This is a genomic window from Pseudomonas sp. 05T35 (genome assembly GCF_056396605.1).
The window spans coordinates 1-16,069 of record NZ_JBFTLU010000211.1 but is presented as its reverse complement, the minus strand read 5'-3'; the positions used below and the strand labels follow the sequence as shown (position 1 = coordinate 16,069).

Here is a 16,069-nt window from a genome sequence, read left to right as displayed (position 1 = left end):
CCCTTGGGCCGATCACGAACATGTTATCGACCTCATCGGGCGTTGCGTCAGGTTCGAGACTCGGGAAGAAGGCCAGCGGGCGCATGACGATCTCATGCCCGTCCACTTGGCGGTTTTCGCTGGAAGACGCCATGACAGCGGCCACGTATCGATAGCCTCGCTCATCGATGCCGGCCTCGCCGCGGATTTTGTTTTGCAGTGCCAGCAGTGGCAGTTGCAGACGCAAATGACGGGTGTAGAGGTTTTGTCTGCGCTGTGAGTCCAGGGTGGYGTCGATCAATGTGCGCTTGATGAGTGCGGGGTAGGTCTGGCCGATGTTTACCTGACTCACCAGTCCTTCGAGGTAGGTGGGTGTCATCCATACCGGGACCGCATCAGCGTTTTTGCAATGCACGACCTTGTTGCCAAGAGGGATCGCAATCAGGTTTTCCAGTGCGAGTTCGGTGAGAGGAATTCTGGTGATATCGGTCTTGCCGGGAAGCACGAAGGTGCCCCAGACGCCAGGGAGTCGAACGACTGGAAATCGTTGGCAATCGAATACGTGAGGATCAGTGTGCGTTGCCCGACAACGCCAATCAGCACCGCGATATCGAGGAGGCGCAGGTGTTTCGACGTCTCGCCATCCTGAATATCCAGATCGATCAGATAGGTTCTGCTCAGGTACTTGTCGTGGGGTAACCGTTCCGCCAGGTCCGGGTAATTGAAGAGGTTGCGGGCCATTGCGCACTGGTCGTCGTCCCAGCCTTTGACACCGCGAACATCCCAGATATTGCGCAGCGAGCGAGACAGTTCCTGCCAACGGGGCATTGCCGCGCTGCCGGTCTGGTTCCAGAAGTCCAGTTGCTGTTCTTGATACGCCACGAATAGCAACGGCGCGAGCTCATTGATCAGGCGTCCGATCGCATCGATTTTGACCGGGAGCTGGATCGGTGGGTCACCGTTCGGTTGCCGCGAGAGGTAATGTTCGCCATCGATATAGGTCACGGCTGTTTTGCGCAGGCTGTGCCTGACCAGCGTACCTGTGAGTGATTCAACCCGACGGATGCCGGGCACCACTTTCCCCTCGATGATTTGCCATGTCGGCGTCACGACGAAGACGAGAGCAGGATTGATGTCCAGTTGAGGGTACAGCGCTTTGAGTGCCGGCCGCAGTGCGGTTGAGGCAACCTCGCGGATTGAGGGGCCGGAGGACAGTTGCCTTAGCAAATCACTGAAGAGGGGGACCGAGGCGCCGGATACCGGCCTGGTGGTTGAACTGTCGGGCATGGCCATTTCCTTATGATGTTTTGCTGGCGATCGGGTGCACCGCCGATTGGGCAAATCGCAAGGTAGAGGGCGGGGGGGAGGACCTGGTGGTATTTATTTAGGGCCATCAACAAAAAGACCCGCATCGTTGCGGGTCTTCGGTTTCAGTGGGGCGAGCGTTTCAGGTGCCCGACTTGATCTTGGTCCAGGCCCGGGTCCGCGCCCGTTCCGCATCGCGCGGCAACGGTTGCAGGGTGTAGAGCGTGCTCATGGCCGCTTCGGTCGGGTACAGATTCGGGTTGCTGCGGATCGCCGGGTCGACCATTTCCGTGGCGTCCTTGTTCGGGTTTGGATAACCGACAAAGTCGCTGACCGGCGCAATGACTTTCGGTTGCAACAGGTAGTTCATGAAGGTGTAGGCGTCTTCCGGGTCTTTTGCCCCTTTCGGGATCGCGAGCATGTCGAACCAGATCGGTGCGCCTTCCTTCGGCAGCCGCATGTCGACGATGACTCCGTTCTTGGCATCCTTGGCGCGGTTGGCGGCCTGGGAGAAGCTGCCGGAGTAACCGACGGCGACGCAGATATCACCGTTGGCGATGTCGGCCATGTACTTGGACGAGTGGAAGTAGGTGATGTACGGGCGAATCTTCATCAGCAGCGCTTCAGCCTTGATGTAGTCATCCGGCTTTTTGCTGTTCGGGTCCAGACCCAGGTGCTGCAGGGCCAGCGGCAGGATCTCCGACGGCGAGTCGAGCAAGGCCACGCCGCACTGCTTGAGTTTGCTGATGTTCTCTTCCTTGAAGATCAGGTCCCAGCTGTCCACCGGTGCGTTGGTACCCAGCGCGGCCTTGACCTTGTCCGGGTTGAAGCCGATCAGGATAGTGCCGTACATGTACGGCACGGCGAATTTGTTGCCCGGGTCGTTGGCTTCGATCAGCTTCATCAGCTTGGGGTCGAGGTGGTTCCAGTTCGGTAGTTTGCTGCGGTCCAGTGGCTGGAATACCCCGGCTTCGATCTGCTTGGCGAGAAACACGTTGGACGGCACCACCACGTCGTAACCGGAATTGCCGGTGAGCAGTTTGGCTTCCAGCGCTTCGTTGGTGTCGAAAATGTCGTAGACCAGTTTGACCTTGGTGTTCTCGGCCTTGAAGTCTTCCAGTGCCTTGGGGGTGATGTAGTCGAACCAGTTGTAGACCCGCAAGGTGCGCTCTTCGGCGTGTACGGCGCCGCTGAGGACCGTGGTGCATGCCACTGTGGTGAAGAGTGCTGGGACGATCAAACGCTTGAGTCGGTTCATTGTTCTAATTCCTCATTGGGCGCTTTTGAAACCTTCGAGAACGTTCACGGCATTGATGCCGATTTCTTCCACCGCGTAGCCGCCTTCCATCACGAACAGGGTCGGCTTGCCAAGGGCGCCGATGCGTTCGCCCATCGCCAGGTAATCCGGGCTGTCGAGCTTGAACTGGGAGATCGGATCGTCCTTGAAGGTGTCGACGCCCAGGGACACGACCACGATGTCGGCGCCGTAGCGTTCGATCTCTTTGCAGGCCTGTTCCAGCGCTGCGCTCCAGGTGTCCCAGCCGGAACCTGCGGGCAACGGGTAGTTGAAATTGAATCCTTCACCCGCACCTTCGCCGCGCTCGTCTTCGTAGCCGAGGAAGAATGGAAATTCAGCTTCCGGGTGGCCGTGGATCGAGGTGAACAGCACATCGCTGCGCTGATAGAAAATCGATTGGGTGCCGTTGCCGTGGTGGTAGTCGACGTCGAGGATCGCGACTTTCTGGTGGCCTTGATCGAGGAACGCCTGGGCGGCGATGGCGGCGTTGTTGAGGTAGCAATAACCGCCCATCAAGTCGCTGGCGGCGTGATGTCCCGGTGGACGGCACAGGGCAAACGCACTGCGCGCACCGCGTTGGATCGCAGCCTGGGCGGTCAGCGCGACTTGCGCCGCGCTATAGGCGGCTTGCCAGGTGCCGGCGGTGATCGGTGCGCCGCCGTCGAAGCTGTAATAGCCGAGTTGGCCGTGCAGGCTTTTCGGGATGACCGTGCGCAGGGTGCGTGCGGGCCAGGTATAGGGCAGCAAATCGCCGTCGCGTTCGAACTCGGTCCAGCGCTGCCAGGCGCCTTTGAAGAAGGTCAGGTAGTCGTCGCTGTGGATGCGCTGGATCGGCCCCAGGCCAAAATCCTGCGGCGCTTGCACCGGCCCCAGGCTGCGGGATTGAACGCGCGCCAGAACGTGGTCGGCCCGCGAGGGCATTTCGAAGCAGGGCATCAGTTGCCCGTCCATCAATTCGCAGCGTCCGTGGTGCAGGTGGTGATCGTCCGAGTAGATCGTCAGCATTTTCTTGTTCTCCGCAGGCTGATTCGGTTGAACACAGTCTTGCGGCGTGCAGCGTTTCAGAGAACGGCAGGAAAGGCCAAAAGGGGATAAATATGGCCAAAACCTGTGACCGGAATTCGCCCCTTATTGGCGCGAGTGTGCGCCAGCCAAGGGCATGGAATGCTGAGCTGTCTGCGGGATTCCGAGTGTTCTTGAGGGCGCTATCGCGAGCAGGCTCGCTCCCACAGAGGATTTGCGTTGATCACAGATCCAATGTGGGAGCGAGCCTGCTCGCGATGACGGTGGCCAGAAAACCACAGCACTCAAGGCCTGAACTGGCTCGGCGCCACGCCGCTCCAGCGTACAAACGCGTGGCGGAAACTTGCAGTCTCGCTGAAGCCCAGCGCCTCGGCGATGCGATAGATCGGCAGCTGATCTTCGTACAGCATCTGCTTGGCACGCTCGAAGCGCAGTTCGTCGAGCAATTCCTGATAGCTGCACCCCAGATCCTTCAGGTGTCGGCGCAGAGTCCGCGCCGAGCAGTTCATCTGTTCGGCCAGGCCTTCAAGGCCCGGCGCGGCGTCGAGTTGGGCGGTGAGCAGTTGGCGGATCCGCCCCAGCCACGCCTGGCGTCCAGTGAATTCGGTGTTCTGCTTGCGACAGCGTTCGGCCATGGCCTGATGGGTGATGCTGTCGGCCAGCGGCAAGGGCTGGTCAAGCCAGTGTTTGTCAAAGGCGAAGGCGTTATCGGTGCAGTCGAAGCGCAGGGGGCAATCAAAGTGCGTTGCGTAGCTGGCCTGATAATCCGGTGCCGAATGTTCGAAGCGAGCACCCAACAGCGGCAGGGGATGACCGAGCAGGTCGTCACAGATGACTTTCAGCGAGACCAGGCAGAACTCGGCGTTGAACACCGCCAGTGCCGGATTTTCCCGGTAGTCGGCGGCGGCGAACCAGATTCGCTCGCCATCGTCCTCAAGGCTTAGCTCGAAAAGTGTTCCCAGCAGCGCCGGATAACGCAGCGCCAGACGCAAAGCGTCACCGAAGGTGGCACTGGTGAGCAGGGCATAACCGAGTATGCCGTAGGACGAAACATGCATCCGCCGGCCCAGTTCCAGGCCGATGTCACGCTTGAGCGCGACCGCGTTGGCGCAAACCTGCATTTCCTGGTTGGTGGTGATTCGCGTGTCGGCGCGGCTCAGATCCGCGGCGCTGATGCCGCTGCCGGCCAGCAGCGCCTCACTTGAAAGCCCATCGGCCTTGAAGGCGTTGAGCACCAGGGAAACGGCATTAAGGGTCGTGAGGTGGGAGTGGAGCATGGGCGATTCCGGCCTTTGGGTAGCTGGAAAAGAGCAAGTTATATGCCGAGCCACGAACCTTGTGGGAGCGAGCCTGCTCGCGATGACGGTGTATCAGTCAACATCAGTGTTGAATGGTTGACCGCTATCGCGAGCAGGCTCGCTCCCACAGGTTTTGTGTGGTGTCAGATCAGTTCGCCGCAAAGGTCGAGTTCTACCAGCCGCCGAACCTCAGCGGTATCCAGATCTGCACCCAACAGCGCGTGCAATTTGCCAAGCGCCGCTTCACGGGTCATGCCGCCGCCGGACAACACGCCCACGCCGCGCAAACGACTGCCGGCCTCGTAGACATCCAGCTCAACCCCGCCTTCATGGCACTGGGTGATCGCGACCACCACGATCCCCTGATCCCGCGCACGCGCGAGACTGGCGAGGAACTCAGGGTTATCGCTCGGGCCGGTGCCGCTGCCGAAGCATTCCAGCACCAGACCCTGGATGCCGCTATTCAGCACACCATCGAGCTGCTGCGCGCCGATTCCGGGAAACAGTGGCAGCACACCGACCTTGGCCAGTTGCTTGCTCTGACGGTACTCAAGCGCTGCTGGCAGAACAGGTGCCTTGACGCCTCCGCCCTGGCGTTTCAAACGAGCAAACGGGTGCCGGCCGAAGCTGCGAATCTTCGCGCAACGGGTCGGGTCCAGCAGCTCGCCGTGGAAGTACAACTGCACGCCCGGTGCCAGGCCTTGGCCGAGGGCGACAAGCGCACCGCCGAGGTTTTCCCARGCATCGCTGTCAGGCACACCGGCCGGCAGCATGGAGCCGGTGAACAGCACCCGTGCGGGCAGGCCGAGCAATTGGAAACTCATGGCGGCGGCGCTGTAGGCCAGGGTGTCGGTGCCGTGCAGGATCAGCACGCTGTCGCAGCCGTCGACGTCGACCGCTTCGATGACCGCGTCGCGCAGGCGCTGCCAGTAGGCCGGGGTCATGTTGGCGCTGTCGATCAGCGGGGTCATTTCTCGGAAGCGCCAGTTCGGCACCACCAGATCAGGCTGGCTATGCAGGTAGTCACGCATCCGGGCTTCGAAGCCGGACGCCGGGGCCAGACCGTTGGCGCTGGCTTGCATGCCAATGGTGCCACCGGTGTAGTGATGTTGACTGTCAGTCCGCTATCGCGAGCAGGCTCGCTCCCACAGGTAGTTCACTTTAGCTGACGGGCGCAGGGTATGCGCCCGTCGTTTACCGATCAGCGTTGCGCTGCGGTCACGCCTTGCGGCTCGGCTTCGGCTTTCGGAGCGGCGGCTGGCGGGTTGGCTGGCCAGGCTTTGAGGTCCAGGTCCAGGTCCGGGAATTTGCTCGAATCGAACACTGGGGTCTTGATCCCGGCGCGGCGTTGAGCGTCGTAGTCATTCAGGATGCGCATGCCAACGTTGAACAGCAGGAACAAGGCGATCAGGTTCACAAACGCGAGCATGGTCATGGTGATGTCGGCGAAGGCGAACACGGTGCTCAGGTTTTCGATCGCACCCCAGAAGATCAACGCCAGTACCAATGCGCGGTAGCCGATCAGCACCTTGCGGTTTTCACCGACCAGGAAGCGCAGGTTGCTCTCGCCCAGGTAGTAGTTGTAGAGGATCGAGGTGAACACGAACAACGCCAGCGCGACGCTGATGAACATCCGGCCCCAATCACCGACTACGGCGGCCAGGGAGTTCTGGGTCAGGGCAATGCCGTCGCCTTCGAAGCCTGGTGTGTAGAAGCCCGACAGCAAGATCAGCAATGCAGTGCAGGTGCAGATCACGAAGGTGTCGAGGAACACGCTGAACGCCTGAACCACGCCTTGTGCGACCGGGTGCTCGACCGAAGCCACGGCTGCGACGTTAGGCGCACTGCCCAGGCCGGCTTCGTTGGCGAACACGCCGCGCTTCACGCCCATGACGATGGCGCTGCCGATCAGGCCACCGAAGGCCTGGTCCAGACCGAATGCGCTCTTGACGATGGTCATCAGCATGCCCGGCACATGGTCGAATTGCAGCACGATCACGTAGATGGTCACGCCGATGTAGACCAGGGTCTTCACCGGTACCAGCAGGTCGGCCACTTTGGCGATCCGCTTGATCCCGCCGATAAACACCAGGCCCAACAGCACCGCCAGGCCCAGGCCGGTGTAGGTGGTGTTCAGGCCGAAGGCGTTATTGAGCGAGTGGGTCACGGCATGGGATTGCAGGCCGTTGAAGGCGAACCCGAAGGTCACCAGCAACAGGAATGCCATGATCATGCCCAACCAGCGCTTCTGCAGGCCGTGCTGGATGTAGTAGGACGGGCCGCCGCGGTACTGACCTTCGGAGTCGCAGCGCTTATAGAGCTGGCCGAGGGAGCATTCGAAGAAGCTGCTGGACATGCCGACCAGTGCGGTCACCCACATCCAGAACACTGCGCCTGGGCCACCGAGGGTCACGGCGATGCCGACACCCGCGATATTGCCTGCGCCGACGCGGCCGGCGAGGCTGAGCATCAGGGCCTGGAACGAGCTGAGTTGCTCGCTGCTGCTGCGCAGGCTCTCTTTGAAGACCGAGAACATGTGTAGGAAGTGACGCAATTGGACGAAACGCGAGCGGATCGTGAAGTAGCTACCGAGCCCGACAATGAGCACGATCAGTACTTTCCCTGAGAGGAAGTCGTTGATGACTTCGAGCATGGAGTATTCCTCGCTGTTTTTTGTGTAGGCGATTGTTGGCGGTTCGAAACATCGCGTTACACCGGTCTGTGCACGGCACAACGGATGGGGCGATGTTCGTCCCGGATGCAAATCGCGGGTTTGTTATTAGTTCGGGTTCCGCATGGGTTATGGCCTCGTTACCGACGACCGCTCACGCGAAGAGGGGCGGCACTATACCGATCAGTGCGGCGTCCGTCTGCACGGTTGTGGTGCAAGCGACGAAACGAAGCTTTGAAACACCTGACTTTTTCGAGTCAGGCTCATGTAGGAGCGAGCTTGCTCGCGATGCAGACACCGCGGTTTATCAGAGGCTCCGCGTTATCGCTCATCGCGATCAGGCTCGCTTCCACAGAAGTCTTTTTCCTGCAAAAGAGTTAAAAAAAAGGGCCTGGAGAATGAACTCCAGGCCCTCAAAAGGTGAGAGGTGTCTAGTCCCTCGACCTGGTGAGCAGTCACTACAGCGTTAGGCTTTCAGTGGTACCAGACGCGGAGCAATCATGTTTTCCGGGCGCAGGATGTCGGCGAGCATCGCGTCGTCGAGCAGGCCTTCTTCGCGCACCAGTTCCAGCACGCCGCGGCCGCTTTCAAGAGCAACACGGGCGATGCGGGTGGCGTTTTCATAGCCGATGTACGGGTTCAGCGCGGTGACCAGACCGATCGAGTGTTCAACCAGTTCACGGCAGCGGGCTTCGTTGGCGGTGATGCCGACGATGCAGTGCTCGCGCAGCATGTCCATGGCGCGTTGCAGCAGGCGGATCGAGTCGAAGATCTTGAAGGCGATCAACGGCTCCATCACGTTCAGTTGCAGCTGGCCGCCTTCGGCCGCGATGGTCAGTGCCAGGTCGTTACCGATGATCTGGAAGGCCACCTGGTTAACGGCTTCCGGAATAACCGGGTTGACCTTGCCTGGCATGATCGAGCTGCCTGGCTGACGCGCTGGCAGGTTGATTTCGTTGATGCCGGTGCGTGGGCCGCTGGACAGCAGGCGCAAGTCGTTGCAGATCTTCGACAGCTTGACCGCGGTACGCTTGAGCATGCCGGAGAACAGCACGAAGGCGCCCATGTCGGAAGTCGCTTCGATCAGGTCGGCGGCCGGTACCAGCGGTTGACCGCTGATCAGTGCCAGGCGCTGAACAGCCAGGTGCTGGTAGCGCGGGTCGGCGTTGATGCCGGTACCAATCGCGGTGCCGCCCAGGTTCACTTCGGTCAGCAGTTCCGGTGCCAGTGTCTTCAGGCGTGCCAGGTCTTCGCTCAGGGTGGTGGCGAAGGCGCGGARTTCCTGGCCAAGGGTCATCGGCACGGCGTCTTGCAGCTGGGTACGACCCATCTTCAGGACGTGGCTGAATTCTTCACCTTTGGCAGCGAACGACTGGATCAGGCTGTCGAGGCTGGCGAGCAGGGCGTCGTGACCCAACAGCAGGCCCAGACGGATGGCCGTCGGGTAGGCGTCGTTGGTCGACTGCGCCATGTTCACGTCGTTGTTCGGGTGCAGGTATTGGTATTCGCCCTTGCTGTGGCCCATGGCCTCCAGCGCGATGTTGGCGATGACTTCGTTGGCATTCATGTTGGTTGAAGTGCCCGCGCCGCCTTGAATCATGTCCACCACGAATTCTTCGTGGAAATCGCCGCGGATCAGACGGGCACACGCTTCGCTGATGGCCGCGTGCTTGACTTCGCTCAGGTGACCCAGCTCGCGGTTGGCGTCAGCAGCAGCCTGCTTGACCATTGCCAGACCCACAACCAGCTTCGGGTAATGCGAAATCGGAACGCCGGAGAGACGGAAGTTGTTCACCGCTCGCAGGGTCTGGATACCGTAATACGCTTGAGCTGGTACTTCGAGTACGCCAAGCAGGTCTTTTTCTGTGCGGAAAGATGCAGCGGAAGACATGATAGAAATCATCTCGATATGGACCCGGTCTGTGCCGGAACGCTGCGAATGCTAGGCTTGTGGAAAATTTTGGGCCAATGCTGTTAAGCACTGCCCTATGCACATTCGGCATAATGCCCGTGTGACGCCGTGTGTACGGCGAGCGTGTGACCTAAATTGGTGCGTGTCCGGGAGGACGTGATGAATCTGGAAAGCAAATGGCTTGAGGACTTTAGTGCCTTGGCCGCCACCCGCAGCTTTTCGCAGGCCGCCGAACGGCGCTTTGTGACTCAGCCGGCATTCAGCCGGCGGATCCGCAGCCTGGAAGCCGCGCTGGGGCTGACCCTGGTCAATCGCTCGCGCACACCCATCGAGCTGACGGCGGCGGGCCAGTTGTTTCTGGTCACGGCGCGTACGGTGGTCGAACAGCTCGGCGAAGTGCTGCGGCATTTGCATCACCTCGAAGGCGGGCAGGGCGAAGTGATGCAAGTCGCTGCTGCTCACTCCCTGGCCCTGGGTTTCTTTCCGCGCTGGATCGCGCAGTTGCGCAATGAAGGCCTGAACATTGCCACGCGGCTGGTGGCAACCAACGTTGGCGACGCCGTGCACGCGTTGCGCGAAGGCGGCTGCGACCTGATGCTGGCGTTTTACGACCCGGATGCGGCCATGCAAATGGACCCGGAGATTTTTCCGTCACTGCACTTGGGCGACACCGAAATGCTCCCGGTTTGTGCGGCCGATGCGGATGGCAAACCGCTGTTTGACCTTGAAGGCGAGTCCAGCGTGCCACTGCTGGCCTACAGCGCCGGGGCTTTTCTCGGGCGTTCGGTGAACATGCTGCTGCGCCAGCGCGCGCTGCGTTTCACCACCATTTATGAAACCGCCATGGCCGACAGCCTGAAAAGCATGGCGCTGGAAGGGCTGGGCATCGCCTGGGTGCCGCAGCTCAGCGTGCGTGCCGAACTGGCGCGCGGCGAGCTGGTGGTCTGCGGTGGCCCGCAATGGCACGTGCCACTGGAAATTCGTTTGTACCGCTGTGCGCTGGTGCGCAAGGCCAACGTACGGTTATTGTGGCGCAAGCTGGAAGGCAGCGCAGCGCAGGGTACGCCTGGCTCTGGAGCACAATGAAGAACCCTGTGGGAGCGAGCCTGCTCGCGATGACGGACTAACATTCAACATCAATATTGAATGTCCTGACGCTATCGCGAGCAGGCTCGCTCCCACAAGGGATTCGTGTTGTATTGGATTGACCTTCAAGTCAATAAAACCGGTGCTTTGCGCCGTATGACAGATGGTCGCGCGGGGGGCTGTTTATCTGCTTCATTGAGGTATACTGCGCGGCCTTCGGCCGGTTCGTCTGGCCATAATTCGTACAACAAGCCACGCATTTGCGTGGCTTGTTGTTTTTTGACGCGCCTGCGGGCGCCCAGAGAGAAGAGGCACGACGATGAGCGCACTGGTTGGCGTGATCATGGGCTCCAAGTCCGATTGGTCCACCCTTAGCCACACCGCCGATATGCTGGAAAAGCTCGGCATCCCTTACGAGGTGAAAGTGGTCTCTGCCCACCGCACCCCGGACCTGCTGTTCCAGTACGCCGAAGAGGCCGAGGCCCGTGGCATCGAGGTGATTATCGCCGGTGCCGGCGGCGCGGCCCACTTGCCCGGCATGTGTGCGGCCAAGACCCACCTGCCGGTGCTGGGCGTACCGGTGCAGTCGTCGATGCTTTCGGGCGTCGATTCGCTGCTGTCGATCGTGCAGATGCCTGCGGGCATCCCGGTCGCTACCCTGGCCATCGGCAAGGCCGGCGCGATCAACGCAGCCCTGCTTTCGGCAAGTATCCTAGGCGCCAAGCACCCGCAATTCCACGCGGTGCTGAAAACCTTCCGTGCTGAGCAGACAGACAGCGTCCTGGACAATCCAGACCCACGCATCGCCTGAGGTTGTTGACGATGAAGATCGGTGTAATCGGTGGCGGCCAGTTGGGTCGCATGTTAGCCCTGGCAGGTACGCCGCTGGGAATGAACTTCGCTTTTCTGGACCCCGCGCCGGATGCCTGTGCAGCGGCGCTGGGTGAACATCTGCGGGCCGATTACGGTGATCAGGATCACCTGCGTCAGTTGGCCGATGAAGTCGACCTGGTGACCTTCGAGTTCGAAAGCGTCCCTGCCGAAACCGTGGCCTTCCTGTCGCAATTCGTCCCGGTTTACCCGAGTGCCGAAGCGCTGCGAATTGCCCGTGATCGCTGGTTCGAAAAGAGCCTGTYCAAGGACCTGGGCATTCCGACGCCGGCCTTCGCCGATATCCACTCGCAAGCCGACCTGGAGGCTGCGGTAGCCACCATCGGCCTGCCTGCCGTGCTGAAAACCCGCACCCTGGGTTACGACGGCAAGGGCCAGAAAGTCCTKCGTACGCCGGCCGATGTGGTCGGTACCTTCGCCGAGCTGGGCAGCGTGGCCTGCTTGCTGGAAGGCTTCGTGCCGTTCACCGGTGAAGTTTCGTTGATCGCCGTGCGCGCTCGCGATGGTGAAACGAAGTTCTACCCGCTGGTCCACAACACCCACGACAGCGGCATTCTCAAGTTGTCCGTGGCCAGCACCGACCACCCGTTGCAAGCCCTGGCCGAGGATTACTCCAGCCGCGTGCTCAAGCAGCTGGATTACGTCGGCGTGATGGCATTCGAGTTCTTTGAAGTCGACGGTGGCCTCAAGGCCAACGAAATCGCCCCGCGCGTACACAACTCTGGCCACTGGACTACTGAAGGCGCCGAGTGCAGCCAGTTCGAAAACCACCTGCGCGCCGTTGCCGGCCTGCCGCTGGGTTCGACCGCCAAGGTCGGCGAGAGCGCGATGCTCAACTTCATCGGTGTGGTACCGCCGGTGGAGAAGGTCATCGCTATCGCCGATTGCCATCTGCACCACTACGGCAAGGCATTCAAGGTCGGTCGCAAGGTCGGTCACGCCAACCTGCGTTGCGCCGACAAAGCCACGCTGGAGCAGCAGATCCTCAAGGTCGAAGCGCTGATCGCCGAATAGTTTCATCTGGCAACGACGGAACCTTCGGTCGCCGTCGTTCTCTGATGGCAGGATGCCAAAGCCTGACTAGGCTTCGGCATACCTACATCATTCAGAGGGAAACGCCATGCACATAATTGGAACCATCTTCATCGGATTGATCGTTGGCCTGCTGGCTCGTTTCCTGAAGCCAGGTGACGACAGCATGGGCTGGATCATGACCATCCTGCTCGGCATCGGCGGTTCGCTGGCGGCCACGTACGGCGGCCAGGCGCTGGGTATCTATCAGGCTGGCCAAGGCGCGGGTTTCATCGGTGCACTGGTGGGCGCGATTGTTTTGCTGGTGATCTACGGTTTGATCAAGAAGAACACCTGATTCAAGCGACAAAGCCCTCTCTGCCGCACGGGCAGAGAGGGCTAGAATGCTCGACGATTTACTGACTCCCCTTTTGCCGAGCACATTTCATGCGCCGTCTTCTGCTGACTCTCCTATTGCTGGGCACTGGCCTGGCTCATGCCGGTGAACTGCCGGAAACCGACTGGCTCGAACTGATGCCCAAGTCGGATCAGAAAGCCCTTGAGGCCATGCCTGAAATCGACCACAACTCGCCCGAAGCCAATGGCACCTTTACCGACAAGGGTGGCTTGAAGCAGAGCAAGGGGTTGCCGGCGGTGATGTATTCGACCAAAACCGTGGCGTCGATGAACGACAAGAACATCCGCATCGGCGGGTATCCCGTGCCGTTGGAAACCGATGCCAAGGGTCGCAGCACGCTGTTCTTCCTGGTGCCGTACCCGGGCGCCTGCATCCACGTGCCGCCACCGCCGCCTAACCAATTGGTGCTGGGATCTGTAAACGCACCCTTAAGTCTTGTGCAATCCAATGTGGGAGCGAGCCTGCTCGCGATGGCGGTGTAACAGTCAACATAGATGTTGAATGTTATGGCCTCATCGCGAGCAAGCCCGCTCCCACATTGGTTTTGTGGTGTCAGAGGGTTTTGCTGGCGATGCTCACACCCAGCGTATGACTCGCCCCTGGTGCCAGGGTCACCACGTCATCCATCACATTCGCCGTTTCGATGCACAGCATGCGCTGCCAGCCGTCGTCGGCCATGTCACTGAATTGCGCCGCCCGTGCGATCCACGGGTTCCAGATCACCGCCGAGCGCGAGCCGCTGCTGGTCAGCTCGATGCGCCGCTCCCAGGCAGGATCGACGATGCTCAATTGCGCTGGTGTATTCAGGTAGATCCGGTCGGTCTCCCCGGCAAAACGCAGGTMGCCGGTTTGAGTGACGGTTTTCCAGTTATCCAGGGTTTCGATGTAGCTCAGCCCGTCCAKGCCTTCGACGTGCACATTGCGTACATCGCTGACGGCGTAGTAGCTGTGCAGCGCCTGGCTGATGGTGACGGGCGTACTGCCCTGGTTTTGGCTGGTCAGGTGGTCGGCGGTTCGTTGCTGACGCGCATTGCCTGAACGCTCGGCGGATTGCGGTCCAGGTTGCCAAACCATGGCCAGCACACCGGAACACCGGCGCGGATGCTTTTGCCGGTTTTGAACACCGCCTCATCGTTGAGCCAGATCAACGGCGGTTGCCCGGCCAGTTGATAACTGAGGATGTGCGCGCCTTGCTGGGCCACCAGCAATTCGGCCTGACCGTGGCGGATGCGCCAGCAGTTCAGTTCATCCAGTTTCACGGCTTCAACGTTGGGAGTCGGCATGTTGCACATCTCGTTCAGGATCAATGACGTCAATGGACCGTAAAACGGCCGCCGGGTTTAACGCTCGCCCGGTTTAACGAGCTCTGGGCGGAACCGAGCGGGTGCGGCCGCTGCCATCGATGGCGACGAACACAAACACCGCCTCAGTGACTTTACGCCATTCACTGGACAGTGGATCGTCGCTCCAGACCTCGACCATCATCTTGATCGAGCTGCGGCCGATTTCCGTTGCCTGAGTATAGAAGGACAGCTGCGCGCCCACGGCGACCGGCACCAGGAAGGCCATGCGATCGATCGCCACGGTAGCGACGCGTCCGCCCGCGACCTTGCTGGCCATCGCCGTACCGGCCAAATCCATCTGAGACACCAGCCAGCCGCCGAAAATATCGCCAAAGCCGTTGGTTTCGCGGGGAAGCGCGGTGATTTGCAGGGCCAGATCGCCTTGCGGAATAGGATCTTCTTGTTCGAGCTCTATCATGCCGGGGGTGCCTCTGAGCCGTGACTCTTGGAATATGTAGCGGGTGAATAGCCGTCTTGGGAAAAACGATTCAGCCCCGAACATACTACGTTCGTCACGTTTTCCATAAGGCGCGCTAAAGGGAAACTCTGCGAAACCGGCTGACAAAGGCCAACGACGTTTTCGCACAGCAACCCCTTACAAAGTGTTGCACGGTTGTGAGTATATCGGTCGGTAGACTTCGAGACGACCATCGGGTTCTCATTTTGACTGCCAAATACGCGCTTTCCTGTGCTTTTTCGAACAATTTGCTATCGTGCCGAACCTGCCCAAGCCCCTGCCAGCGTTGTTGGGGTTGCGGATCTGACTACAAGAGAAGCCCTTGCCATGACCACAGCGCCATCGAGCATCGCGACACCCGCGCAACCTGCGCGCCCCTTGACCGGTAACGACTACAAGACACTGTCGCTTTCCGCCTTGGGCGGCGCGCTGGAGTTTTACGACTTCATCATCTTCGTGTTCTTCGCCACGGTCGTCGGCAAGTTGTTCTTCCCGGCGGATATGCCCGAGTGGCTGCGGCTGATGCAGACCTTCGGCATCTTTGCCGCCGGTTACCTGGCGCGGCCACTGGGCGGCATCGTCATGGCGCACTTCGGCGACCTGCTGGGGCGCAAGAAAATGTTCACCCTGAGCATTTTCATGATGGCCGTACCGACGCTGATCATGGGCTTGCTGCCGACGTACGCGCAGATCGGCCTGTGGGCGCCGATCCTGTTGCTGCTGATGCGGGTGATCCAGGGCGCGGCGATTGGCGGTGAAGTGCCGGGGGCCTGGGTCTTCGTTTCCGAACACGTGCCACAGCGGCATATCGGCTACGCCTGCGGCACGCTGACGTGCGGCCTGACTGCCGGCATCCTGCTCGGCTCGCTGGTTGCCACTGCCATCAACAGCCTCTACACCTCTGAACAAGTGGCTGATTACGCCTGGCGGATCCCGTTCCTGCTCGGCGGTGTGTTTGGCCTGTTCTCGGTCTACCTGCGCCGCTGGCTGCACGAAACCCCGGTGTTCGCCGAGCTTCAACTGCGCAAGGCGCTGGCCGAAGAGGTGCCGCTGCGTGCCGTACTGCGTGACCATCGCGGCGCCATCGCCATCTCGATGCTGCTGACCTGGCTGCTGTCGGCCGGGATCATCGTGGTCATTCTGATGACCCCGACGGTGCTGCAAACCATTTATCACTTCTCGGCCACGACTGCGCTGCAAGCCAATAGCGTGGCTATCGTGTGCCTGAGCCTGGGCTGTGTGATCTCCGGCGCGCTGGCGGATCGCTTCGGTGCTGGCCGGGTGTTCGTGTTTGGCAGCGCAGCGCTGCTGGCGACGTCCTGGACTTTCTACCACAGCCTGTTCAATCACCCCGACTGGCTGTTCCCGCTGTACGCGC

The 16,069-nt window shown here is 60.6% G+C and carries 12 protein-coding genes and 3 pseudogenes; 6 read left to right on the top strand and 9 right to left on the bottom strand.

Annotated elements, in window-relative coordinates; translation table 11 throughout:
- The 7 genes and pseudogenes from AC1DH9_RS16920 to AC1DH9_RS16890 all read right to left on the bottom strand — a co-directional run.
- The coding region (locus AC1DH9_RS16920) for a dermonecrotic toxin domain-containing protein (protein ID WP_477808460.1) at positions 1–727 on the bottom strand (727 nt) is incomplete at its 3' end.
- 699 nt (positions 728–1,426) lie between these two features.
- The gene (locus AC1DH9_RS16915) at positions 1,427–2,542 is read right to left on the bottom strand and encodes a polyamine ABC transporter substrate-binding protein (protein WP_427541243.1); all 1,116 of its coding nucleotides are present in this window, start codon (positions 2,540–2,542) and stop codon (positions 1,427–1,429) included.
- 12 nt (positions 2,543–2,554) lie between these two features.
- Positions 2,555–3,586: a histone deacetylase family protein gene (locus AC1DH9_RS16910; RefSeq protein WP_427541240.1), complete on the bottom strand. Its 1,032-nt coding sequence runs from the start codon at positions 3,584–3,586 to the stop codon at positions 2,555–2,557.
- 302 nt (positions 3,587–3,888) lie between these two features.
- On the bottom strand, positions 3,889–4,881 hold the full coding sequence (locus AC1DH9_RS16905) for an AraC family transcriptional regulator (protein WP_427541237.1): 993 nt from the start codon (positions 4,879–4,881) through the stop codon (positions 3,889–3,891).
- 164 nt (positions 4,882–5,045) lie between these two features.
- A pseudogene (locus AC1DH9_RS16900) lies at positions 5,046–6,005 on the bottom strand (asparaginase); the annotation flags it as partial.
- A gap of 98 nt (positions 6,006–6,103) precedes the next feature.
- Positions 6,104–7,555 (bottom strand): alanine/glycine:cation symporter family protein, encoded by a 1,452-nt coding sequence (locus tag AC1DH9_RS16895; RefSeq protein ID WP_347928416.1) that lies wholly within the window; start codon positions 7,553–7,555, stop codon positions 6,104–6,106.
- Positions 7,556–8,039: 484 nt separating this feature from the next.
- On the bottom strand, positions 8,040–9,464 hold the full coding sequence (locus AC1DH9_RS16890) for an aspartate ammonia-lyase (protein WP_477808459.1): 1,425 nt from the start codon (positions 9,462–9,464) through the stop codon (positions 8,040–8,042).
- A gap of 180 nt (positions 9,465–9,644) precedes the next feature.
- On the opposite strand from AC1DH9_RS16890, the gene AC1DH9_RS16885 reads away from it, so the two are divergent.
- The 5 genes and pseudogenes from AC1DH9_RS16885 to AC1DH9_RS16865 form a co-directional block, all read left to right on the top strand.
- Positions 9,645–10,571, top strand: coding sequence for a LysR substrate-binding domain-containing protein (locus AC1DH9_RS16885; protein ID WP_427541228.1), 927 nt, complete (start codon positions 9,645–9,647; stop codon positions 10,569–10,571).
- A 319-nt stretch (positions 10,572–10,890) separates the two neighbouring features.
- A complete protein-coding gene (gene purE, locus AC1DH9_RS16880; RefSeq protein WP_019694319.1) occupies positions 10,891–11,382 on the top strand; it encodes a 5-(carboxyamino)imidazole ribonucleotide mutase in 492 nt (163 codons plus the stop codon).
- 11 nt (positions 11,383–11,393) lie between these two features.
- Positions 11,394–12,476 carry a 5-(carboxyamino)imidazole ribonucleotide synthase gene (locus AC1DH9_RS16875; protein ID WP_477808458.1) on the top strand — a complete coding sequence of 361 codons (1,083 nt, stop codon included), beginning with the start codon at positions 11,394–11,396 and terminating at the stop codon, positions 12,474–12,476.
- 106 nt (positions 12,477–12,582) lie between these two features.
- Positions 12,583–12,831, top strand: a complete 249-nt coding sequence (locus AC1DH9_RS16870; RefSeq protein ID WP_103314795.1) for a GlsB/YeaQ/YmgE family stress response membrane protein — start codon at positions 12,583–12,585, stop codon at positions 12,829–12,831.
- An 89-nt stretch (positions 12,832–12,920) separates the two neighbouring features.
- Positions 12,921–13,301, top strand: a pseudogene (locus tag AC1DH9_RS16865) (DUF3299 domain-containing protein); the annotation flags it as partial.
- Positions 13,302–13,443: 142 nt separating this feature from the next.
- On the opposite strand, the pseudogene AC1DH9_RS16860 reads toward AC1DH9_RS16865, so the two are convergent.
- Positions 13,444–14,174, bottom strand: a pseudogene (locus AC1DH9_RS16860) (D-hexose-6-phosphate mutarotase).
- A 73-nt stretch (positions 14,175–14,247) separates the two neighbouring features.
- Positions 14,248–14,652 (bottom strand): acyl-CoA thioesterase, encoded by a 405-nt coding sequence (locus AC1DH9_RS16855; protein ID WP_019694314.1) that lies wholly within the window; start codon positions 14,650–14,652, stop codon positions 14,248–14,250.
- A gap of 366 nt (positions 14,653–15,018) precedes the next feature.
- Between AC1DH9_RS16855 and AC1DH9_RS16850 the strand changes: the two genes are divergently transcribed.
- On the top strand, positions 15,019–16,069 hold a 1,051-nt coding region (locus tag AC1DH9_RS16850; protein WP_477808457.1), incomplete at its 3' end, for an MFS transporter.

Coding starts and splice junctions, on each gene's coding strand:
- AC1DH9_RS16895 (WP_347928416.1), bottom strand. CDS start 7,555: ATGCTCGAAGTCATCAACGACTTCCTCTCAGGGAAAGTACTGATCGTG.
- purE (WP_019694319.1), top strand. CDS start 10,891: ATGAGCGCACTGGTTGGCGTGATCATGGGCTCCAAGTCCGATTGGTCC.
- AC1DH9_RS16905 (WP_427541237.1), bottom strand. CDS start 4,881: ATGCTCCACTCCCACCTCACGACCCTTAATGCCGTTTCCCTGGTGCTC.
- AC1DH9_RS16885 (WP_427541228.1), top strand. CDS start 9,645: ATGAATCTGGAAAGCAAATGGCTTGAGGACTTTAGTGCCTTGGCCGCC.
- AC1DH9_RS16915 (WP_427541243.1), bottom strand. CDS start 2,542: ATGAACCGACTCAAGCGTTTGATCGTCCCAGCACTCTTCACCACAGTG.
- AC1DH9_RS16855 (WP_019694314.1), bottom strand. CDS start 14,652: ATGATAGAGCTCGAACAAGAAGATCCTATTCCGCAAGGCGATCTGGCC.
- AC1DH9_RS16910 (WP_427541240.1), bottom strand. CDS start 3,586: ATGCTGACGATCTACTCGGACGATCACCACCTGCACCACGGACGCTGC.
- AC1DH9_RS16870 (WP_103314795.1), top strand. CDS start 12,583: ATGCACATAATTGGAACCATCTTCATCGGATTGATCGTTGGCCTGCTG.